Here is a 21,586-nt window from a genome sequence, read left to right on the forward strand (position 1 = left end):
TGGGCTTGGGCCCGTTTCTTTTAAAAATCGCGCCTGGGGCCATGGGCTTCTGGCGCCTTGGGCATAAATTTCGTCGCGTTCCGGCGCACAAGCGCCGCACCTGCCGCTAGACTTTCGCCATGCCTACTTTTGAAGAGCAGCTGGTTGAACACCGCGTCTATCTCCTTCGTTTTGCGCGCCTGCAGCTGCGCAATGATGAATGGGCCGAGGACGCCGTGTCGGAAACGTTGCTGGCGGCTTTGTCCAAGCCGCAGTCTTTCGGCAACCGCTCCCAGCTCAAGACGTGGCTTGTCGGCATTCTCAAGCACAAGGTCATTGACCTGATCCGCAGCAATGCGCGCATGGTGGCCGTGCCGGACGCCCGCGGCGACGAAGAGGGTGACGAGCTCGACCGGCTCTCTTTCCAGGCTGACGGGCATTTCACCGAGCCGCCCAACGACTGGGGCAATCCGGACCAGACCCTGCAGCAGGTTCAGTTCTTCCAGGTACTGGACGCATGCATGGAACGCCTGCCACCTGCACTGGGGCGGCTGTTCCTGATGCGTGAGTGGCTGGAGCTTTCCTCGCAGGAAGTCTGTAAGGAACTCTCGCTGACACCGACCAACCTGTATGTCCAGTTGCATCGGGCCCGCCTGCGCCTGCAGGAGTGTCTGAATATCCACTGGTTTGGCAAACTCAGCACCTGATACGGCCGGCCCTTAACGTGAAACCCAACATGACCCTGTTAAGACGCACCTGCCGCGAGGCTGCGGCATTGCTGATCGCGCGGGAAGACCGCGCACTCCGTTTGCCCGACCACATTGCGCTCAAGCTGCATCTTCTGGCCTGCGATGCCTGCCCGAAGTTTGAGAACCAGATTCTGACCATGCGCGCCGCGATGAAGCAGTGGCGCAACTATTCGGATCTTGCCGAGGCTGGCTCCACCGAATTGCCGCCCGATATTCGTCCCAAATAACGCGCCGCCGAACGGGCGAAGGCGGTCGCCATCTCATCGAATAAATATGGATTCGGATTGAATCATTGCAATTTTTTGTAACTATTTTCCTTCCGCGCGCGCGTCAACTGTCCTGCTTATGGCTTTTAACGGACACATCCTCGCTTCCAGCATCAGGGCTGTCCGGAGAGAACTTACGACTCTGATTTCTTCGCGCCGGTAGCCTCCATTCATTGGTAAACCCATAAACAGTAGGCGCTAACTTATTAAGCAGGGCCGTAAATTCGGGCCACTAATAGCGCTTTATTGTTAACCACCCGCGTAGCTGGTGCGAAAACCCCATCGCGGGCTTTTTGTTGCGCCATCTTCAATAGAAGTGCTTTGGGCTACCCTCCGCGGCCTTCAAGTCAGCCGGCAGGTCGATACAAAAATCGTAAACAAACCCGGGAAGCCCCTGTTTATGCGGGCTTGCGAGGCCCAGGCGGTAACGCCGGCTGGTTGTCTTTTTGATAACTGACGCATAATATGCCGGTGCGAGTGTCACTATTCGCACACGTTAGGTGATCGGTCAGTTTCGCGCGCTACAGCGGTACGTATCAAGATTTGTTGTGCTTTCGGGACCCCATCGCTTTTGTTTTTGTGTTTTAGAGGAGTCCCTTCATGGGCAACAAACTTTACGTCGGCAACCTGCCGTACTCGGTCCGCGACGAAGACCTGCAACAATCTTTTGGCCAATTTGGCGCTGTCACCAGCGCTAAAGTCATGATGGAACGCGACACCGGTCGCTCCAAAGGCTTTGGCTTTGTCGAAATGGGCAGCGATGCAGAAGCCCAGGCAGCTATCAACGGCATGAACGGCCAGCCTCTGGGCGGCCGTAGCGTTGTCGTGAACGAAGCACGTCCCATGGAGGCACGTCCTCCACGTAGCGGCGGCTTCGGCGGCGGTGGTGGTGGCGGCTACGGTGGTGGTGGCGGCGGCGATCGTTCCGGCGGTGGTGGCTACGGCGGTGGCGGCGGTGGTCGTTCCGGCGGCGGCGGTAGCGACGGCGGTTTCCGCAGCCCCTACGGCGGCGGCGGTAGCGGCGGTGGCCGTTCCGGTGGTGGCGGCGGCGGTGGACGCGGCGGCTACTAAGCCCTGCAGAACCCCCTCTTCAGCCTCCGGTTGAAGAGCGCTTAAAAGGCTTCAAGACTTCGGTTTTGAAGCCTTTTTGCTTTGCAGCGCCCAACTTACGGGCGCGAGCAGCTCCTGTTTTGATAGCGCAGCGCGCAAAAGCGTCCGGCTCTCAGCTCTCGCCCTGGCGGTGCTTGCGTGCGCGGCCAGACAAAGCCTTGTCGAACACCGCATTAGGCAGCAGGCGCAACAGTTTGGCCACCACGCCCATTTGCCAGGGGATCACCCGGTAGCTGCATCCCGCCTGGATGGTGGCAAACGCTTTTTCGGCAAATACCTCGGCCTTCATCAGAAACGGCATGGCGTAGCGGTTTTCGCGGGTCAGCGGCGTGTCGATGTAGCCTGGGCAAATCGTCACCACCTTCACTCCACTGGGGCGCAGCTCCCCGCGCAGGCTTTCACAATAGTTGATGACTGCAGCCTTGCTCGCGCAGTAGGCGCCATGGCCAGGAAGGCCCCGTATGCCGGCCACGCTGCCAATACCAACCAGTGTTCCAGTGCCTCGCGAAACCATGCCGGCGATGAACGGGTGAAAGGTGGCCGCGACACCGATATTGTTGGTCGCAAAAGTCCGGGCCATGACCTCAAGGTCTGCACGCACGGCAGAGTCCATGCCAATGCTGATGCCGGCATTGGCAATCACCACATCGGGCACGCCCTGCGCGGCGATGCAAGCCTCGCCGGCGGACACAATGCTGTCGATGTCGGATACGTCTGCGCCGTAGACCTGGTAGCGGCTCGCACTGATGGCATGGGTCTCCGCCCAGGCCTGCACCTCGGCGGTTCTGCGGGCAGCCAGCGCCAGCCGATAGCCCGCAGAATAAAAACGCAGTGCCAATGCCTGCCCGATACCGCTGGAAGCACCGGTGATGAATACGAGTCTGGACATGGTGGGCAGTCGTTGATTAGAGAGTGTCGCGCTAGCGGGTCGCCGGTGCGTTGCTTGCCGGATTGACGGGTGGTGCAGGCGTGAGAATGGGCAAGGTACCAGCACCTGCAGCGCTGGCCGCGGAACGCGGAACGAGAATGCCGCGGACACGTCCTTTGAGGTCAGCCACCTGGTCGAGGTTGTCGTAGGCAAAGGTGTCACCGGTGAACTGGTCGGTGCCGCGAATCAGCAGCACCGGCTTGTGCGACTTCACGCGCTCATCATTCAGGAAGGCATGAAGAAACTCTCCGCGAAACTCCATGCGCGGCGTTTCCTTCCCGTTCGCATCCTGGCTCGCCTCCCTGACCACCACCGCGTTGCCCGTTAGCTGCACTTCCGATCCATCACCGTTGGTGTAGGCCCGGTTGGCGGTAGCCGTCGTGATGCGCTTTTCCACATTAATGCTGCGGATGCGCACCTGGTCAATTTCCAGGATGTCGGTGTCGGCGAAATGCCGGGCCTCTGTCCCATAAATTTCGCTCTTGAGCTGGCCCCCTTCGTCAAACGTCTTGACGGTGAACTTGCGCATGAAATAGTCCACGTCGTGGCTCGCCTCCTTGGCCACTTCCGGCGTGCTGAAGATCGGGGTGTTGCGCACAAGCCAGTAGGTACCCAGCGCCAGCACCCCCATCATCACCAGCGGCATGTAAATGGCCATGCTGTCCCAGACGCGCAGAAAGCGTCGCCACACGTTTTTCAGGGGCAGCAGGGTGCCGCCGCTCTTCACCATGGTGCTCACTGGCTGTACTCCTGAAGCAGCCCGGCATAACGTCCGCTGGCAACCAGCAGCACATCACAGAACTCGCGTGCGGCGCCATGGCCGCCAGGCGCTTGCGTCACGTGGTGGACCATCGCGCGAACCTCCGCGTGCGCGTTGATCGGCGCGCAGCTCAAGGCCACACGGGACAGCACAGGCAGGTCGGGCCAGTCGTCACCCATGGCTGCGGCAGCGCTCCAGTCCAGCCCCAGGGCCTGCAGTGTGAGCTCGGCGGCAGGGCGTTTGTCCTCCGTACCGAAATGGGCATGGGTGATGCCGAGCGCCTGCAGACGTGCGCGCAGCACATGGCTATCGCGCCCGGTGATGACGGCGGGAGTAATGCCGGCCCTCTGGAGCAGCTTGAGGCCATGGCCGTCCAGCGTGTTGAACCGTTTGACGATCTCGCCCGAAGCGCGATAACCACCGGACGCCACAGCCAGTTCATGGCCGTCGGGGTATTCGGAAAAATACAGGCCACCGTCCGTGAGTACACCGTCGACGTCAAAAAATGCCACCTTGATGCCTTGCGCGCGCAGCAGCAGTTCAGGCGGAAAGCTCAGTGTTGGAGTAAGCATCTATCGTTTCACCGCAAGCCAGATAAGGGGTGCGAGTGTCATATCACTTTTGCGCGCATCAGGTCGTTGGTATTCAGCGCCCCGCATAACACCCCTGCGTCGTCCACAACCAGCACGCTGGTGATGCGGTACTGCTCCATCAATGCCACAGCCTCGACAGCCAGCGAATCCGGCTGTATCGTGCGCGGATGGGCGCGCATCACGTCGCCCGCCTTGCTGCTGCGCAGGTCCACGCCTTTTTCGACCAGCCGGCGTAAATCGCCGTCGGTGAATATACCGAGTACTCGCCGGCTGCCGTCCACCACCGCAGAAGCCCCAAGTCCCTTGGCGCTCATTTCACGCATGAGATCGGTGAAACTGGTGTCAACCAGCACTTGCGGCACCGCATCGCCGCTGCGCATCACGTCACTGACATGCGTCAGCAGCTTCCGGCCGAGCGCACCGCCCGGGTGGGAGCGCGCAAAGTCTTCTTCCTTGAAACCGCGCGCATCCAGCAGGGCGACGGCCAGCGCGTCACCCAGGGCGAGCTGCGCGGTCGTGCTGGCAGTCGGCGCCAGGTTGAGCGGACAGGCTTCCTGCGCCACGCTGCTGTCGAGCGTCACCCGTGCTTGCCGGGCAAGCGTGGACTGTGCGCCCCCGGTAATTGCCACCATCGGTACGCCCTGGCGACTCAACACCGGCAGGATCATCGTCAACTCAGCGCTCTCGCCGCTGTTGGAAATTGCGAGTACTACGTCGATGGCCTTGATCATGCCCAGGTCGCCGTGGCTGGCTTCAGCCGGATGCACAAACATGGCAGGTGTTCCGGTGGAGGCGAGTGTGGCGGCAATCTTGCGGCCTATATGGCCGCTTTTTCCCATGCCCATGACAACCACGCGGCCGCGGCACTGCAGCATCAGCTCCACGGCTTGGGCAAACTCGTCGCCCAGCCGTCCCGCCAGGCCCAGCACAGCGGCGGCTTCTATTTCAAAAGTCTTCCTGGCTAGGCTCAGCACCTGTTCGGCATCAAAATTCACGGCGTCAAGGCTCATGGCTGCATTCTATAGAGGCGGGCAGGCCCCATCCCGCCGGCCAACCCCCGCGCGAATGGGCCTTTGCCGCCTGCAAATCGTCAAGGCCATGCAATATCCTCGGCTACCATCAACGCATGAGCGCGCTTGAACTGACCCTGCTGTACCTGCTGGCTGCTGTGCTGGGTGTGGTGGCATGCCGTTCGCTCAAGCTGCCGCCCATGCTGGGTTACCTGGCGGTCGGCGTGGTCATCGGGCCCAACGCGCTGGCGCTGGCGCAAAATTCCGACGGCGTCCGGCATTTGGGCGAGTTCGGCGTGGTGTTTCTGATGTTCGTGATCGGGCTTGAGTTCAACCTGCCCAAGCTGCGCTCCATGCGGCGTCACGTCTTTGGCCTGGGCCTGCTGCAGGTCACGCTGACCATCGTGCTGGCCACGGTGGGTTCGCTGTTCCTTGCCAGCATGGCCCCCGGTCTCTGGAAGATGGGCTGGCAGACCGCGCTGGCGCTGTCCGGTGCCATCGCCATGAGCAGCACCGCCATTGTGGTCAAGCTGCTGTCGGAGCGACTTGAACTCGAATCCGAACACGGCAAGCGCGTCATGGGCGTGCTGTTGTTCCAGGACTTGGCCGTTGTACCGTTGCTGGTGCTGATTCCCGCACTGGGGGCGCCCGCCGATGCGCTCCTGGCGGCGCTGGCGATCGCGGGGCTGAAGGCGGCCGTGCTGGTGGGGCTGCTGCTCACCGGCGGGCAACGCATCATGCGCTGGTGGCTCACCATCGTGGCACGGCGCAAGAGCGAAGAACTGTTCGTGCTCAACCTGCTGCTGGTCACGCTGGCGCTGGCCTGGCTGACCGAGCGCGCCGGGCTGAGCCTGGCGCTGGGCGCCTTTATTGCCGGCATGCTGATCTCCGAGACGGAATACAAGCACCAGGTCGAAACCGACATACGGCCCTTCCACGATGTTTTGCTGGGTCTTTTCTTTATCAGCATCGGCATGCTGCTGGACTGGCGGCTGGTGCTGGAACGATGGCCGCTGGTGCTGTTGCTGACGACGTTGCCTGTTCTCTTCAAGCTGGTGCTGGTTACCGCGCTGGCGCGCTCGTTGGGTGCAACAGCCGGCGTATCGCTGCGCACCGGCCTGTACCTTGCCCAGGCGGGCGAATTCGGCTTTGTGCTGCTCACGCTGGCCCAGCAGAGCAACCTGGTGCCCCCCGCACTGTTAAACCCCATTTTGGCCAGCATGGTGCTGTCCATGCTGGCAACGCCTTTCATCATCATGTACAGCAACCGCATTGTGATGAAGCTGGTTTCCAGCGAGTGGCTGCAGCAATCGCTGCAAATGACCACCATTGCACGCAAGTCCATCAATGCCAACAAACACGTGATCATCTGCGGCTATGGCCGCTGCGGCCAGAACCTGGGTCACATGCTGGAGCGCGAAGGCATCCAGTACATGGCGCTTGACCTCGACCCTGACCGGGTACGGCAGGCCGCAGCCGCAGGCGATTCGGTGGTGTTCGGCGATGCGGTGCGGCTCCAGGCCCTGATGGCAGCCGGGCTGGCCCGGGCCAGCGCCGTGGTGGTAACTTATCTCGATACAGCCAGCGCCCTCAAGGTGCTGGCCAACACGCGCGCCCACGCGCCGACAGTGCCGGTGATTGTGCGGACGGTAGACGACCACGACCTGGAAAAACTCCAGGCAGCCGGCGCTACAGAGGTCGTACCAGAGGCCATCGAAGGCAGCCTGATGCTGGCCAGCCATGCGCTGGCGCTGGTGGGCGTGCCCATGCGCCGCGTGATCCGCGTCGTGCAGGATCAACGTGACGCCCGGTACAACCTGCTGCGAGGCTACTTTCGCGGCGCCGACGACGACACCGTCAACGAGCTTGAGCAGGAGCGCCTGTCCAACGTCACATTGCCGCTGGTCACGAGGTCTGCCGGAAAGCCTCTGGGTGCGGTGGCACTGGGCGCCGGCGGCGTGCGTGTGGTCAGCCTGCGCCGCAGCAATGGCAAGGCAGTGGCCGCGCATGACGAAACATTGCTGGAGGGCGGGGACACGCTGGTGCTGTCAGGCAAGCCCGAGGCATTGGCCATGGCCGAAGAGAAGCTCCTGCGCGGCCGTATCAACTGAGCAGCGGGCCGCCCGTCGCAAAGAGGGGCTTCCGGGGAAACATCTCACCGCTTTGTTCGCGCCTGCAGCAGGTCGTTGTTCGTTGGCACTGACGGCACAATATGGGCGCCACCCACCTTGGACACGCCATGCCTGACCTGCACAGCCTCACTCACCAGACCGTCGGCCAGTACCTGAAGAACCATATCCGCACCGTGCCCGATTGGCCGGCCCCCGGCGTGCAGTTTCGCGACATCACGCCGCTGCTGCAGAACCCCAAGGTCTTTCGCGTGCTGATCGACGCTTTTGTGCACCGCTACATGGACGGCAAGCTCCGTCCCGACATCGTGGCAGGGCTGGATGCGCGCGGGTTCATCCTCGGCGCCGTCATCGCTTATGAGTTGAATGTTGGCTTTGTGCCGATACGCAAAAAAGGCAAACTGCCCTTCACGACCGTGCAGGAAACCTATGAGCTCGAGTATGGAAGCGCCACCGTGGAGCTGCATACCGACGCGGTCAAATCCGGCGACCGGGTGCTGCTGATCGACGACCTGATCGCCACGGGCGGCACCATGATGGCCGGCAAGAAACTGCTGGAGAAGTTGGGCGCCACTGTCACCGAAGGTGCGGCGATTGTTGACCTGCCCGAACTCGGTGGGTCAGAAAAATTGCGGGCAGCAGGGCTGCCGCTGTTCACCTTGATCGACTTTTCGGGGCATTGAACCGCCGGATGCAGTTCTGGAAACTGCCCGGAGGGAACGAGTTCAGCTATAAAAATTATAGCTGCTTGCGCCCGCCCTCATTGGGCCTGAAGCCGATTGGTCTTAGATCTGAAGCCGAATCGGTCTAGTTCAGATCGCCGTACTGCGTGCTGCTCAGCGCTGGTGACGTGCTGAATTCCGGCGGCATTTCGGTGTCTTCAAAGCCCGTCAGCAGGGTGTATGAACGTGAGCGCGGGCCGCTTTGCACTTTGACCCCTTTTTCCGGCGTGACTGCAGGGCCTTGCGCGGACGCAGCAACCAAAGCTTGCTTGAAAGCGGCAACCTCGTCGGCCTGGATAGGCTCATAGCGCGGGGCGGCGGGTTTGACGGGCGCCCGGGTTTCTACATTGGCTTCAGCGTGTGCTACTACGGGTGCATGTACAACGGGTGCTGGTACAACAGGTGTTTGCACTGCCTGTGGAGTCGTCGGGGCCTGTTTGACCACGACCGCCATTTCCTCCAGGCGCCAGTACACAGCGGGCACCAAGATCTCGAAGCGCGCTTTGGCGTGCTGTGTGATCGATGCCTCAATTCCACTCAATTGCTCGGACGTGCCGCCAAATGCTTTTGCCAGGTCCATCATGACCAGGAATTCATTGCCGCTCTGGTCGAGCGAAAGTACTTTGAATTTGTAGCTGGCCGAAAGCACGCCGGAGCGGGTCATGGCCTCACGAATTGCTACGTACAGCTGCTCGCGGCGGGCGTGACGCTTAAGTTTGCCGGAATCGGCGGGAGCAGGGTGTTCCGGGGAGAGTCGCTGGGGTGTGGACGTCGCAAATTTGTCGCGTCCGGCGGACGCGCGTTTTTGTTCGTCATTCGCAGCCGAGCCAGCTTGCTGCGGTTTGTCGGAAAACCAATTTAAGAAAGACATGGGCAATGTTCTCGTGATGAATGTTGATTTTCCGTCAATGCACGGAGTGAATCTGTAAGCAATATCGCAAACGGTTCAGCTGTTGTTTAGCAGCAAATCCTGTTGCCGACTTTATCGAAACACCCATGCAACTGTCTGGTAAAAAATCACGCCCGTCACGTTTTTGAGAACGCCTGTGACGCCCGAAAGTATTACGGCAGGGAGTCAGTTGTCTGATGATGCCGGTGCACCCGAGAGAGGGGCGACGCTCAGGTCACGGCGACGCGCTTGGGACGGTTATAGAGTCGTTTGGCCATGACCGACCCCATTGCCATGGTCAGCTCCAACGCGATGGGGCTGTGTCGGTTTGCCAGCTCAAGGAACCGCATCGGGGTGAGGCACCATAGCTTGCAGGGCGTCGACGCATGCACCGTGGCACTACGCGGCATGTGCGAGAAAAATGCGCCCTCACCAAGCACGGTACCCGCACCCACCAGTGCCATTCGCACGCGGGCCTTTTCGTCTTCGTAATGAACGCTGAGCGTGCCGCTTTCCACAAAGTACAGCGTGCGGTCCAGCGCGCCCTGTTCCATCAGCACCTGGCCACTGTTGAGGGCGAAAGGCTGCATGTAGCTGGCCAGGATGTCCCAATGCGGCTGGTTGAATTGACAGCGCAATGCGTCACTGGCGTGGCAGTGAAGAATTGCCTGGGCAAGGCCCTGAATGTCAAAACGGATGGCGGCAGGTAGTGGAGCGTTCATAGTGGGACGGAAGATACCTTCGCACTACACGGCCCGCAAGAGATGTTAACGGCCCCTTACACCTGATACAGGAAAGCCGGAGTTGTAATTTCCCCTCGACAGAACGCCATTTTTGACTGTTTTGGTGCGTTTTTCGCGGCACGGCGCCGCTTGTCCCCAGACGGGGCCCGCCTGTCGCCGGTTTACTACTTTCCAATACAGAATCTGGAAAAAATTTCGCCCAACAAGTCGTCCGGCGTGAACGCACCGGTAATCTCGCTGAGGTGAAGTTGCGCCTGGCGCAAATCTTCAGCCAGCAGGTCCAGAGCAGGGTGCCCCGCGCGAATCTGTGCGTGAGCTCTCCCGAGTTGTTCGGCGACCTGCTGCAGGGCACGCACGTGGCGTTCGCGGGCCATGAACACGCCTTCAGGGGCGGATTGCCAGCCCACGACCTGCAACAGTTGCTTGCGCAGCGCCTGCAGGCCGTCGCCGGTTTTGGCGGAGATCAGAACGCCGCCGCTGATTGTGCCCAGCACGTCCGCGTCAGCCGCGTCCGACTTGTTCCAGACGTCGACGATGGGAGTGTTGCGCGGCAGCTCACGGCTCAATACTTCTGCGATGTGTGCGTCGGCGGCCAGGTAATCGGCGGCATGCCGGGTCAGGTCATGCAGGAAGAGCACCGCGTCGGCGCTGGCGATTTCAGCCCACGCGCGTTCGACGCCGATTTTTTCCACTTCGTCGAGTGCCTCGCGCAGGCCGGCTGTGTCCACCACATGCAGTGGCACGCCTTCAATCTGGATCAGCTGCGAAACCTTGTCGCGTGTGGTGCCGGCAATCGGCGTGACGATGGCGAGTTCGGCGCCGGCCAGCGCATTGAGCAGCGAACTTTTGCCGGCGTTCGGCTGGCCCGCGATCACCACCTTGATGCCTTCGCGCAGCAAGGCGCCCTGAACCGCGCGCTGCATCACGCCGGCCAGCGTCACCTGCAGGCGCTCGAGCTGTCCCTGCGCATCTGCCTTCTGCAGGAAGTCGATGTCTTCCTCGGGGAAGTCCAGCGTTGCTTCGACCAGCATGCGCAGATGAATCAGCTGCTCCAGCAGCGTGTTGACCGCCAGCGAGAATTCACCCGACATTGAACGCGCGGCCGATCGCGCTGCGGTTTCAGTGCTCGCGTCGATCAGGTCGGCAATCGCCTCGGCCTGCGCCAGGTCGATCTTGTCGTTGAGGAATGCACGTTCGGTGAACTCGCCCGGTTGCGCCACGCGCAGCCCCGGCACGGCCGCCTGGCCGCTCACCGGGTCGGGTGCGGCACCGGCCTCAAGGCATCGCGCCAGTAACAGCTGCAGTACGACAGGGCCGCCGTGCGCTTGCAGCTCCAGCACGTCTTCGCCGGTGTAAGAATGCGGCGCCGGGAAATGCAGGGCGAGCCCCTGGTCGATGGCTACGCCGTGCGCATCCCTGAAGGGAAGGTAGGTCGCCTGGCGCGGTTGCAGCTGGCGGCCGCAAATCGCTTCGACAATGGGCGCGATGTGCCTGCCGGACACCCGCACAATGCCCACCGCACCGCGCCCGGGCGCGGTAGCGATGGCAACGATGGGGTCGTGGTGTCGGGCCAGCATGGTGGTAGATGTTAAGGGGCAAAGCGGGTGTTGGCACCTGGGTAAGGAGCGCCGCAGCCAAAGTCGGTTTCCCAAGAAAAAGGGCCGCGAAGCGGCCCACTTTTTATTCCGTGTCCGCCTTATTTGAACTTCGGCAGGTTGAACTGCGGCGGCACGCCCATGCGAGTGTTGATCACCCACTGCTGCGCGATGGACAGGATGTTGTTGGTAATCCAGTACAGCACCAGGCCAGCCGGGAAGAAGAAGAACATCACGCTGAAGATCAGCGGCATGAACCACATCAGCTTGGCCTGCATCGGATCCGGCGGAGCGGGATTGAGCGCCGTTTGCAGCATGGTCGTCAGGGTCATCAGCACGGGCAGAATGAAGAATGGATCCGGCGCCGAGAGGTCATGAATCCACAAGACCCACGGTGCATTGCGCATTTCAACGCTGGACAGCAGCACCCAGTACAGCGCAATGAACACGGGGATCTGGATCATGATCGGGAAGCAGCCGCCCATCGGGTTGACTTTTTCTTCCTTGTAGATTTTCATCATCGCCTGCTGCATTTCCTGCGGCTTGTCTTTCAGGCGCTCACGCATTTCCATGATCTTCGGATTGATCGCCTTCATCTTGGCCATGCTGGCATACGCCTTGGCATTGAGCCAGTAGAACGCGATTTTCAGCAGCAGCACCAGAGCCACGATGGACCAGCCCCAGTTATGGAGGAAGCCGTGCAGCTTGTCGAGCAGCCAATACAGTGGCTTGGCCAGGATGGTCAACCAGCCGTAGTCCTTCACCAGCTCCAGGCCTGGTGCAATGGCTTCCAGTGTTTTTTCTTCCTGCGGGCCGACGAAAAATTTCGCCTCAACCGACTTGGTCGTGCCTGCCGCGATGGTGTCCAGCGGCGTGATCATGACGACGGAATACAGGTTGTTGGCGACCTTCTGGAACAACAGGTCGCGCTTGAGGCCATCCGGAAGAATCCAGGCGGTTGCAAAGTAGTGCTGGACCATGGCGATATAGCCATTGGTGGCCTGCTTTTCGACATCAACCTTGTTGTTCTCGATGTCCTTGAATTCCACCTTTTGGTATTTCTTGGCTTCGGTATAGATCGCCGGGCCGGTAAAGGTGGAATAAAAAGAAGACTCTCCGGGCGGCTTGTTGCCGTCACGCACAAGCTGCAGGTACAGCTGGGGCGACACCGCGGCTGTGCCGGTGTTGACGATGTCGTGGCGCACCGCAATGTCGTACGCGCCGCGTTTCAGGGTATAGGTCTTGACCAGCTTGACGCCGCCGACTTCCGCCGACTCAAATTTGATCTGCAGTTCGTCCTGGCCGTCTTTCAAAGCCCGTTCGCCTGGCACCACGGCCATTGGCGTTTTGTGGGTAGGAAAGCCCCCGGTGGTGCCGGGCGCCGTAACAAGGCCCGTCTGCGCCACATAAACGCGGTTTGCGCTTTCGTCCATCAAGACAAAACCTTCGGCCGTATGCGCCTGGTCCTTGTACTTGACGAATGCCGAGTGCACCAGGGTGCCGCCTTCGCTGTCAAAGGTCAGCGTGAGCACATCGGTATTCACAACGAAGCGTTCTTTGGCGGTCGACGGGGCGATCGATGGAGCGCCTGCTGGCACGGCGCCGGGCGCGCCAGGCGTTGCGTTGGCAGCCTGCGGTGCGGGCACGGATGAAGCCGTAGAACCGGCAGCTAGAGGTGCAGAGGAACCAGCGGCCGGCGCCTTGGCGCTTTGCGTGGCTGACGGGAAAAAGGTCGCCTTGTGGCCGTTGTATACCTGCCATTGGTCCCACAAAAGGACCATGGAAAAACCAAAAATCACCCACAGGATGGTGCGGCGGATGTCGTTCATGACGGCGTCTTTTTAGAAGGGGTGGAGGCCACAGAGGTGGCCAGGCGGGAAAAGAGGGGAACAGGCGGCACCGGGTCGTGCCCGCCATCGCACCAGGGATGGCAGCGTACCAGCCGGCGCAAGGTGAGGTAGCTGCCGACTGTTGCGCCGTGCTGCTGCAGGGCCTGCAGTGAATAGGCGGAACACGTCGGCTCAAACCGGCAGGCTGAGCCCAGCCACGGGCTGAGCAACAAACGGTAGCCTTTGACCAGGCCAATCAGCAGGGTTTGCGGCAAACGGAAAAGAGGTGCCAGTGCAGCAAAAACGGAGCTCATGGCGCCTTGGCTCCTGCCTGCATCAGCGCCAGCACTTCGGTGCGTACCGCCAGCTTGAGCTGCTCGGACGTCGCGCTGATGAATTCCTTGCGCGAAAAATCACGCCGCAAGCGGACCACAAAAGCAGCCTGAGGATACTGATGCGAAAAATCAGCGCTCACGGTGTAGATCTGTCGTTTGATGGCGTTACGTGTGACGGCGCGTTTGGCCCAGCGTTTGGGAACCATGGCCCCAAGCCAGACATCCTGTACGGGAAACAGCGGCTTTGCCGCGATCACATCAGCCAGCTTGCCTGGCTCAGCTTGCACGGGCTTTGCGTCCAGCGCATTGCGGTGCAATGCGAAGTGCGTTGTTTTTGCAACAATGGCGCCGGCAAGAACTGCCTGGAACTGGGGTCGGGTTTGAAGCCGTTGCACGAGCGCCAGGCGTCAGTTTAAAAAACTGCGAATGGCCAGCAGAAAACAGGCTTATACGGCCAGGCGCTTGCGGCCTTTGGCGCGGCGAGCAGCAATCACTGCGCGGCCGCCACGCGTTTTCATGCGGGTCAGGAAGCCGTGCGTACGAGCGCGTTTGACTTTGGATGGTTGGTATGTGCGTTTCATGATTGAGTCCTACTAGCCGGTCAGCTACAAAGCTTTCCCCTTTGCCGTTACCTTGCCTTAGTTATAAGACACACTGCTTTGGGCGATTCGAATGATCTTGGTGGCCGTACAACACAACCATCTCTGCAAGTCTTCAAGGCAGGCAAAACCCGCCGCGAATCAGGGAAACCCATGATTATCGCAGATTTCCTAACGCTGGCAACAAGTTAGCCTGCCCATTTGGGGTAAAGGCTGAGATGCGGCGAACCGGGTCGCTACATACCCCAAACCAGTGCCGAAAATAGGTTGAAACCCGGATCAATTATTTTGTGGATAACTCCCCGTCCGGACTACAATTGCCGGTGCTCAAAATTAACAATATCCACAAGCAGCTCACCGCTGCCGGGCGCCTCTTGCCAGGCCAGCAACCCAGTCAAAACCAGCCATGAGTGAGGCATCCGTCCAAAATCTGAACCAGGACTTGTGGCAGAGCTGCGTCGACCACCTGGCCCAGGAATTACCTGAACAACAGTTCAATACCTGGATCCGCCCCCTGCTTGTCGAGGTCGCTCCAGACCTCACCAAAGTCACCGTTTTAGTAGGCAACCGGTTCAAACTCGACTGGGTTCGTGCCCAGTATGCCGGCCGTATTTCGGCCCTGCTTGAGAAAATTTCCGGGCAAAGCATCCCCCTTGAGTTAGCACTTGCTCCGCGCGAAGCGCCCGCCAAGTCTTCATCTCTGGTTCGCAGCTTTGAAGGCTCCGGCGTTCCTGAGCCCGTCGGCCTGGGCGTTCCCGAAGAAGCCGCCGGCGCGCCGTTCAAGAATCGGCTCAACAGCGCGCTGACCTTCGACACCCTGATTGAAGGCACGGCCAACCGCATGGGCCGGGCCGCGGCGTTACATGTTTCCAGCAGCCTGGGCCAGCTTTACAACCCGCTTTTTATCTACGGCGGTGTCGGTTTGGGTAAGACCCATTTGATGCACGCCATCGGCAATAAATTGCTGTCGGACAACCCCACCGCCAAAGTTCTCTACATCCACGCTGAACAATTTGTTTCAGATGTGGTTAAAGCTTACCAGCGCAAGACTTTTGATGAATTCAAGGAGCGTTATCACTCCCTGGATTTGCTGCTGATTGACGACGTCCAGTTCTTCGCCAACAAGGACCGCACCCAGGAAGAGTTTTTCAACGCTTTCGAGGCCTTGCTGACCAAAAAGTCGCACATCGTGATGACCAGCGACACTTATCCCAAGGGTCTGACGGATATCCACGAACGCCTGGTTTCGCGCTTTGATTCCGGCCTCACCGTCGCCATCGAGCCGCCCGAGCTCGAAATGCGCGTCGCCATCCTGATCCGAAAGGCCGAAGCCGAAGGCGCCTCCATGCCCGAAGAAGTCGCCTTCTTCGTCGCCAAGAACGTTCGCTCCAACGTGCGTGAGCTCGAAGGCGCCTTGCGCAAGATCCTGGCGTACTCACGCTTCAATCTCAAGGAAATCTCCATCCAGCTGGCCCGTGAAGCCCTGCGTGACCTGCTTTCCATACAGAACCGGCAGATCAGCGTCGAGAACATCCAGAAGACCGTCGCCGACTATTACAAGATCAAAGTGGCCGACATGTATTCGAAGAAGCGGCCTGCCAGCATTGCGCGGCCGCGGCAGATTGCCATGTACCTGGCCAAGGAACTCACGCAAAAGAGCCTCCCCGAGATCGGTGAGCTCTTTGGCGGGCGTGACCACACCACCGTGCTGCACGCCGTGCGCAAGATGTCTGCCGAGCGCCAGCAAATGACAGAGCTCAACCAGCAGCTGCATGTGCTTGAACAGACCCTGAAAGGCTGAGGAACAGCCCCCATGCGTCCCATGAACCCCACGAACCCTCTTGCGTACGGTTTTCACGGTGTTTTACAGAGCCCAACCACCCTCACAATAACTTTGGGGACAACTTTTGAACAACCCATGGCTTATCCACAGAAGCAGATGACAATCGAAAGTTGTTCATATTCAGCAGTGCAGTTCAGGGGCGTCTGAACACATGGTTAAACAAACGCCAAGTGGTTGATCAAAAAGGGGAAAATGGCACTATCCACAGATGGGCGCCACCCTTATCTACTACTACTAATTTGAATTAAAGAATTAAAGATATATACAGAGGAAGTCATGATCGTTCTGAAAGCAACCCAGGATAAAGTTTTGTCGGTACTGCAGTCGGTGGCCGGCATCGTTGAGCGCAGGCACACCTTGCCCATCCTTGCCAACGTGCTGATCCGCAAAACTGGTGCCCAGCTGCAGCTCACCACGAGCGATCTTGAAATCCAGATCCGCACCACCGCCGAGCTCGACGGCGACGCCGGCAACTTCACCACCACCGTGGGTGCCCGCAAGCTCATCGACATCCTGCGTTCCATGCCCAGCGACCAGACCGTCTCGCTCGAGTCGTCGCAGAACAAGCTGATCCTCAAAGGCGGCAAAAGCCGCTTCACGCTGCAAACCCTGCCGGCTGAAGACTTCCCCCTGGTGCAGGAAGCCGCCAATTTCGGCCCCAGCTTCTCGGTGCCGCAAAAGGTTTTGAAAGAGCTGCTCAACCAGGTCTCGTTTGCCATGGCGGTGCACGACATCCGCTACTACCTCAACGGCATCCTCTTCGTCGCCGAAGGCAAGCAGCTGAGCCTGGTCGCCACCGACGGCCACCGCCTGGCCTTCTCATCCGCCACGCTCGACGTTGAAGTGCCCAAGCAGGAAGTGATCCTGCCGCGCAAGACCGTTCTGGAAATGCAGCGCCTGCTCAGCGACAAGGAAGGCGCCATCGAAATGCAATTTGCCGGCAACCAGGCCAAGTTCAGCTTCGAAGGCATGGAATTTGTCACCAAGCTGGTCGAAGGCAAGTTCCCCGACTACAACCGCGTGATTCCCAAGAACCACAAAAACATCATCACCCTGGGCCGCGTGCCCCTGCTGGCCAGCCTGCAGCGCACCGCCATCCTGACCAGCGAGAAGTTCAAGGGCGTGCGTCTGAACATCGAACCCGGCACCCTGCGCGTGGCTTCCAACAATGCCGAGCAGGAAGAAGCTGTCGACGAGCTCGACATCGACTACGGCGGCGACGCCATCGAAATCGGCTTCAACGTCACCTACCTGATCGACGCGCTGGCCAACATGGACCAGGACATGGTGAAGATCGAACTGGCTGACTCCAACAGCTCCGCGCTGCTGACCATCCCCGACGATGCAGCCTTTAAATACGTGGTGATGCCGATGCGCATTTAACGCGCTGACCACACGCTAACCAACAACCAGACCCGCGACTCTCCGCGGGTTTGGTCATTCAAGAGATTGAAGAAATCGAAGCAATTCGAGAAAAGATCGGAAATAAAGCTGGCTATGACTGAAGAAAACACACCGAACGAAGCCGATCAGGTAAACGTCAACGACGGCGCCGCAGGCGAGGGAAGCTCCAATTTCCAGCCCAAGATCGATACCAACCAGGCCGGCGCGTCCGAAGCCTATGGTGAAGGCTCCATCCAGATCTTGGAAGGCCTGGAGGCCGTGCGCAAGCGCCCCGGCATGTACATCGGCGACACGTCCGACGGCACCGGCCTGCACCACCTGGTGTTTGAGGTGGTCGACAACTCCATTGACGAAGCATTGGCCGGCCATTGCGACGACATCGTGGTCACCATCCACACCGACAACTCCGTCAGCGTGACCGACAACGGCCGCGGCATCCCCACCGGCATCAAGATGGACGACAAGCACGAGCCCAAACGCTCTGCTGCCGAGATCGCCCTGACCGAACTGCACGCCGGCGGCAAGTTCAACCAGAACAGCTACAAGGTCTCAGGCGGCCTGCACGGTGTGGGCGTGAGCTGCGTGAACGCACTCAGCAAGATGCTGCGCCTGACGATTCGCCGCGACGGCAAAGTGCACGTGATGGAGTTCTCACGCGGCTTTGTACAAAACCGCATCATCGAACAAGTCAACGGTGTTGATGTGTCGCCGATGAAGGTCATGGACGACACCGACAAGCGTGGCACTGAAGTCCACTTCCTGCCCGACACCGACATCTTCAAAGAGAACAACGATTTCCACTACGAAATCCTGAGCAAGCGCCTGCGCGAGCTGAGCTTTTTGAACAACGGTGTGCGCATTCGCCTCAAAGACGAACGCAGCGGCAAGGAAGACGACTTTGCCGGCGCCGGCGGCGTCAAAGGTTTTGTTGAGTTCATCAACAAAGGCAAAACGGTTCTGCACCCCAACGTGTTTAACGCCATGGGCGACCGCCAGAGCGACCAGGGCACCAACATCGGTGTTGAAGTTGCCATGCAGTGGAACAGCGGCTACAGCGAACAAGTCCTCTGCTTCACCAACAACATTCCCCAACGCGACGGCGGTACCCACCTGACGGGCCTGCGCGCCGCCATGACCCGCGTCATCAACAAATACATCGACGACAGCGAGCTGGCCAAGAAAGCCAAGGTTGAAGTTACCGGCGACGACATGCGCGAAGGCCTGTGCTGCGTACTGAGCGTGAAGGTGCCTGAGCCAAAATTCTCCAGCCAGACCAAAGACAAACTCGTTTCCAGCGAAGTGCGCGGCCCGGTTGAAGACATCGTGAGCCGCCTGTTGCACGACTACCTGCAAGAGCGCCCCAACGACGCAAGGATCATCGTCGGCAAGATCATCGAAGCCGCCCGCGCCCGTGAAGCCGCGCGCAAAGCGCGCGACATGACGCGCCGCAAAGGCGTGCTCGACGGCATGGGCCTGCCCGGCAAGCTGGCCGACTGCCAGGAAAAAGACCCCGCCATGTGCGAGATCTACCTGGTCGAGGGTGACTCCGCCGGTGGCTCTGCCAAGCAAGGCCGCGACCGTAAATTCCAGGCCATCCTGCCCCTGCGCGGCAAGATTTTGAACGTCGAAAAAGCCCGCTACGAAAAGCTGTTGACCAGCAACGAAATCCTGACGCTGATCACCGCCCTTGGCACCGGCATCGGCAAGGCCGGCGGCATTGGCGGCACGCCAGGCACTGACGACTTCAACGTCGCCAAGCTGCGCTACCACCGCATCATCATCATGACCGACGCCGACGTTGACGGCGCCCACATCCGTACGCTGCTGCTCACCTTCTTCTACCGCCAGATGCCCGAGCTTGTTGAGCGCGGCCACATCTACATTGCGCAGCCACCGCTGTACAAGGTCAAAGCCGGCAAGGAAGAGCAGTACCTCAAAGACACCGCAGCGCTAGACGGCTTCCTGCTGCGCATTGCGCTGAAAGACGCCTCTGTGCAAACCGGTGCTGAAGGCAGTACGGTATTAACGGGCGAGACGCTGGCCGAACTGGCCCGCAAGCACCAGTTGGCTGAATCCGTGATTGCCCGCCTGCGCGGCTTCATGGACGCAGAAGCCCTGCGCGCCATTGCCGACGGCGTGAGCCTGAACCTCGACACCGTGGCCGACGCTGAAGTGTCGGCCGTGACGTTGCAGGCCAAGCTGCGCGAGCTCAACACCACCGGCGCCCCCGCCGAAGTGGCCGGCGAGTTTGACACCCGCACCGACAAACCCATCTTGCGCATCAGCCGCCGCCACCACGGCAACGTGAAGAGCAGCGTGCTGACACAAGACTTTGTGCACGGCGCCGACTATGCCACCCTGGCCGATGCAGCCGCCACCTTCCGCGGTTTGATCAGCGAAGGCGCGAAGGTTATGCGCGGCGAAGGCGAGCGCCAGAAGGAAGAAAAGATCGGCGACTTCCGCCAGGCCATGGCCTGGTTGATTGGCCAGGCTGAAAACGCCACCGCACGCCAGCGTTACAAAGGCCTGGGCGAGATGAACCCCGCCCAGCTGTGGGAAACCACCATGGACCCGACCGTGCGCCGCCTGCTGCGTGTACAGATCGACGACGCCATCGAAGCCGATCACGTCTTCACCATGCTGATGGGCGACGAAGTGGAGCCACGCCGCGAGTTCATCGAACAAAACGCCCTGCGCGCCGCCAACATCGACGTCTAAGCAACCACTCAGATCTTACTTGACACCATGACCGAAGAAATCAAAACAGCAGAACGCCCAGCGCTGCCCGACCACCTCTCTACCGACGAGCGCAGCCCGCACTTCGTCAGGGCGATCTTTGAACACGACATCGGCATCCGCTTCAACGACAAAGAGCGCAACGACGTCGCCGAGTACTGCATCAGCGAAGGCTGGATCAAGGTGCCCGTGGGCAACAAGGTCGACCGCAAGGGCAACCCGCTGATGATCAAGCTCAAAGGCAAGGTTGAGTCGTTTTACAAGTAACTAACCGGGCCGTCAGTCAATGCGTTGACTGACCGGACCTCCATGAACACCATGAAGCTTGACCCTCTGCAGGTTCATTTCATGGTGTTTTCATTTTGGCAATCACATTGCTTGAGCCATGAGCCGCATCGCCGTTATCGACTTTGAAACCACAGGCCTCTCGCCCGCGATGGGTGACCGCGCGACGGAAGTAGCCATCGTGCTGGTCGAGCACGGCCAAGTGGTCGACCGATTCCAGAGCCTCATGAACGCAGGGCGCTACATCCCGTCTTTCATTGAAAGCCTGACAGGCATCAGCAATGCCATGATTGCCGCCGCGCCTGCGGCCGAGAAAGTGATGCTAGAGGCCAACCGCTTTGTGGGCAACGCGCCCATGGTCGCGCACAACGCTTCTTTTGACCGCCGGTTCTGGGAGGCTGAACTCAACCGCGCAGGGGAGGCTGCTACCCAGCCCTTCGCCTGCACCATGCTTGTAGCCAGAAGGCTCTACCCCCAGGCACCCAGCCACAAGCTCGGCGTGCTGATCGATTACCACCGCCTGCCGAAGGCCGGCCGTGCGCACAGGGCTATGGCTGATGCGGAGATGGCTGCGTCCTTGCTGGGTCAAATACAGGATGACCTGCGTAGCCGTCATCGTGTAATTCGGCCTGACCATGCGGTGCTGGTGGCGCTGCAGCGCTGTGCTAAGCCGGCTGTGCAGGCTTTGATGTCTAAGTTCGCAGAGGTGTTTCACGCATAGCTCTACGACAGCACTGAGCTAATTACTGGCCTGGTTTGACAGCATGAATCACAATTTCCTGGGCCATTCTTTTGCTCAGCGCATTTTTATCTTTGACCTTCACCGGTAGGTAACGGTGTTGCGACGGTATTTCTCTGCTCTCGGAATGTTTTATCTCGAATCCTGCGATTTTCAGAGCAGTGCGAAGGGCCGATGAGTTGATGAGGTCAACGCCAGATAAAACATTATTTCCAATCACGTAGGTTGCCGTTCCTCCAGGCTTCAAGACTTTGTATGCGCGTGACGTTATTGCTACTAAGTCGCTAGCATATCGTGTGACCATAGTTAGCTGTCTTGGCGCTAAATCCTTCAAGGGGTAGGC

Annotated in this window: 22 protein-coding genes; 10 read left to right on the forward strand and 12 right to left on the reverse strand. The window is 59.9% G+C overall.

The features are described from left to right. Positions 1-119: 119 nt before the first annotated feature. The 3 genes from AC1DYQ_RS19725 (at position 120) to AC1DYQ_RS19735 (ending at position 2,065) form a co-directional block, all read left to right on the forward strand. Positions 120-686: a sigma-70 family RNA polymerase sigma factor gene (locus AC1DYQ_RS19725; RefSeq protein WP_457281906.1), complete on the forward strand. Its 567-nt coding sequence runs from the start codon at positions 120-122 to the stop codon at positions 684-686. Between the two features lie 29 nt (positions 687-715). Beyond that, entirely contained in the window at positions 716-955 is a 240-nt protein-coding gene (locus AC1DYQ_RS19730) for an anti-sigma factor family protein (RefSeq protein ID WP_477688213.1), read from the forward strand. Between the two features lie 639 nt (positions 956-1,594). Continuing rightward, a complete protein-coding gene (locus AC1DYQ_RS19735) occupies positions 1,595-2,065 on the forward strand; it encodes an RNA recognition motif domain-containing protein (protein WP_477651325.1) in 471 nt (156 codons plus the stop codon). A gap of 151 nt (positions 2,066-2,216) precedes the next feature. Here AC1DYQ_RS19735 and AC1DYQ_RS19740 read toward each other — a convergent pair whose 3' ends face one another. The 4 genes from AC1DYQ_RS19740 to AC1DYQ_RS19755 are packed head-to-tail and all read right to left on the reverse strand — an operon-like array spanning position 2,217 to position 5,395. Continuing rightward, entirely contained in the window at positions 2,217-2,993 is a 777-nt protein-coding gene (locus AC1DYQ_RS19740; RefSeq protein WP_477688214.1) for an SDR family oxidoreductase, read from the reverse strand. A 31-nt stretch (positions 2,994-3,024) separates the two neighbouring features. Next, entirely contained in the window at positions 3,025-3,762 is a 738-nt protein-coding gene (lptC, locus tag AC1DYQ_RS19745; RefSeq protein WP_477688227.1) for an LPS export ABC transporter periplasmic protein LptC, read from the reverse strand. 5 nt (positions 3,763-3,767) lie between these two features. Further along, entirely contained in the window at positions 3,768-4,364 is a 597-nt protein-coding gene (locus AC1DYQ_RS19750) for a KdsC family phosphatase (protein ID WP_457281902.1), read from the reverse strand. 38 nt (positions 4,365-4,402) lie between these two features. Next, positions 4,403-5,395 carry a KpsF/GutQ family sugar-phosphate isomerase gene (locus AC1DYQ_RS19755; protein ID WP_477688215.1) on the reverse strand — a complete coding sequence of 331 codons (993 nt, stop codon included), beginning with the start codon at positions 5,393-5,395 and terminating at the stop codon, positions 4,403-4,405. Between the two features lie 116 nt (positions 5,396-5,511). Here AC1DYQ_RS19755 and AC1DYQ_RS19760 point away from each other — a divergent pair, with 116 nt between their 5' ends. Beyond that, positions 5,512-7,506, forward strand: a complete 1,995-nt coding sequence (locus AC1DYQ_RS19760) for a cation:proton antiporter domain-containing protein (RefSeq protein ID WP_477688216.1) — start codon at positions 5,512-5,514, stop codon at positions 7,504-7,506. Between the two features lie 128 nt (positions 7,507-7,634). Next, positions 7,635-8,207, forward strand: coding sequence for an adenine phosphoribosyltransferase (locus tag AC1DYQ_RS19765; protein WP_477688217.1), 573 nt, complete (start codon positions 7,635-7,637; stop codon positions 8,205-8,207). A gap of 124 nt (positions 8,208-8,331) precedes the next feature. Here AC1DYQ_RS19765 and AC1DYQ_RS19770 read toward each other — a convergent pair whose 3' ends face one another. The 7 genes from AC1DYQ_RS19770 to rpmH form a co-directional block, all read right to left on the reverse strand. Beyond that, complete coding sequence (locus AC1DYQ_RS19770) at positions 8,332-9,117, reverse strand: hypothetical protein (protein WP_477688218.1); 786 nt, start codon at positions 9,115-9,117, stop codon at positions 8,332-8,334. Positions 9,118-9,365: 248 nt separating this feature from the next. Beyond that, positions 9,366-9,857: a Crp/Fnr family transcriptional regulator gene (locus AC1DYQ_RS19775; protein WP_122954706.1), complete on the reverse strand. Its 492-nt coding sequence runs from the start codon at positions 9,855-9,857 to the stop codon at positions 9,366-9,368. Positions 9,858-10,042: 185 nt separating this feature from the next. Continuing rightward, on the reverse strand, positions 10,043-11,455 hold the full coding sequence (mnmE, locus tag AC1DYQ_RS19780; RefSeq protein WP_477688219.1) for a tRNA uridine-5-carboxymethylaminomethyl(34) synthesis GTPase MnmE: 1,413 nt from the start codon (positions 11,453-11,455) through the stop codon (positions 10,043-10,045). 119 nt (positions 11,456-11,574) lie between these two features. After that, the gene (gene yidC, locus AC1DYQ_RS19785) at positions 11,575-13,302 is read right to left on the reverse strand and encodes a membrane protein insertase YidC (RefSeq protein ID WP_477688220.1); all 1,728 of its coding nucleotides are present in this window, start codon (positions 13,300-13,302) and stop codon (positions 11,575-11,577) included. Further along, positions 13,299-13,577 (reverse strand): membrane protein insertion efficiency factor YidD, encoded by a 279-nt coding sequence (gene yidD / locus AC1DYQ_RS19790; RefSeq protein ID WP_477688228.1) that lies wholly within the window; start codon positions 13,575-13,577, stop codon positions 13,299-13,301. Before yidD ends, yidC begins: the two co-directional genes overlap by 4 nt. Before the next feature lie 35 nt (positions 13,578-13,612). After that, positions 13,613-14,032 (reverse strand): ribonuclease P protein component, encoded by a 420-nt coding sequence (locus tag AC1DYQ_RS19795; protein WP_477650022.1) that lies wholly within the window; start codon positions 14,030-14,032, stop codon positions 13,613-13,615. A 51-nt stretch (positions 14,033-14,083) separates the two neighbouring features. Beyond that, complete coding sequence (gene rpmH / locus AC1DYQ_RS19800) at positions 14,084-14,218, reverse strand: 50S ribosomal protein L34 (RefSeq protein ID WP_007862708.1); 135 nt, start codon at positions 14,216-14,218, stop codon at positions 14,084-14,086. Between the two features lie 424 nt (positions 14,219-14,642). On the opposite strand from rpmH, the gene dnaA reads away from it, so the two are divergent. The 5 genes from dnaA to AC1DYQ_RS19825 all read left to right on the forward strand — a co-directional run bounded on the left by dnaA (position 14,643) and on the right by AC1DYQ_RS19825 (position 21,225). After that, the gene (gene dnaA / locus AC1DYQ_RS19805) at positions 14,643-16,037 is read left to right on the forward strand and encodes a chromosomal replication initiator protein DnaA (RefSeq protein ID WP_477688221.1); all 1,395 of its coding nucleotides are present in this window, start codon (positions 14,643-14,645) and stop codon (positions 16,035-16,037) included. A gap of 318 nt (positions 16,038-16,355) precedes the next feature. Then, positions 16,356-17,462: a DNA polymerase III subunit beta gene (gene dnaN, locus AC1DYQ_RS19810; RefSeq protein ID WP_457281892.1), complete on the forward strand. Its 1,107-nt coding sequence runs from the start codon at positions 16,356-16,358 to the stop codon at positions 17,460-17,462. Positions 17,463-17,576: 114 nt separating this feature from the next. After that, the gene (gene gyrB, locus AC1DYQ_RS19815) at positions 17,577-20,201 is read left to right on the forward strand and encodes a DNA topoisomerase (ATP-hydrolyzing) subunit B (protein ID WP_477688222.1); all 2,625 of its coding nucleotides are present in this window, start codon (positions 17,577-17,579) and stop codon (positions 20,199-20,201) included. A 27-nt stretch (positions 20,202-20,228) separates the two neighbouring features. After that, a complete protein-coding gene (locus tag AC1DYQ_RS19820; RefSeq protein WP_457281890.1) occupies positions 20,229-20,486 on the forward strand; it encodes a DUF3297 family protein in 258 nt (85 codons plus the stop codon). Positions 20,487-20,604: 118 nt separating this feature from the next. Continuing rightward, entirely contained in the window at positions 20,605-21,225 is a 621-nt protein-coding gene (locus AC1DYQ_RS19825) for a 3'-5' exonuclease (protein ID WP_477688223.1), read from the forward strand. Positions 21,226-21,247: 22 nt separating this feature from the next. On the opposite strand, the gene AC1DYQ_RS19830 is transcribed toward AC1DYQ_RS19825, so the two are convergent. Further along, positions 21,248-21,586 (reverse strand): hypothetical protein (locus tag AC1DYQ_RS19830; protein WP_477688224.1); only part of this gene is annotated, 339 nt, incomplete at its 5' end.

This window comes from Polaromonas sp. P1_F4 (assembly GCF_056405675.1).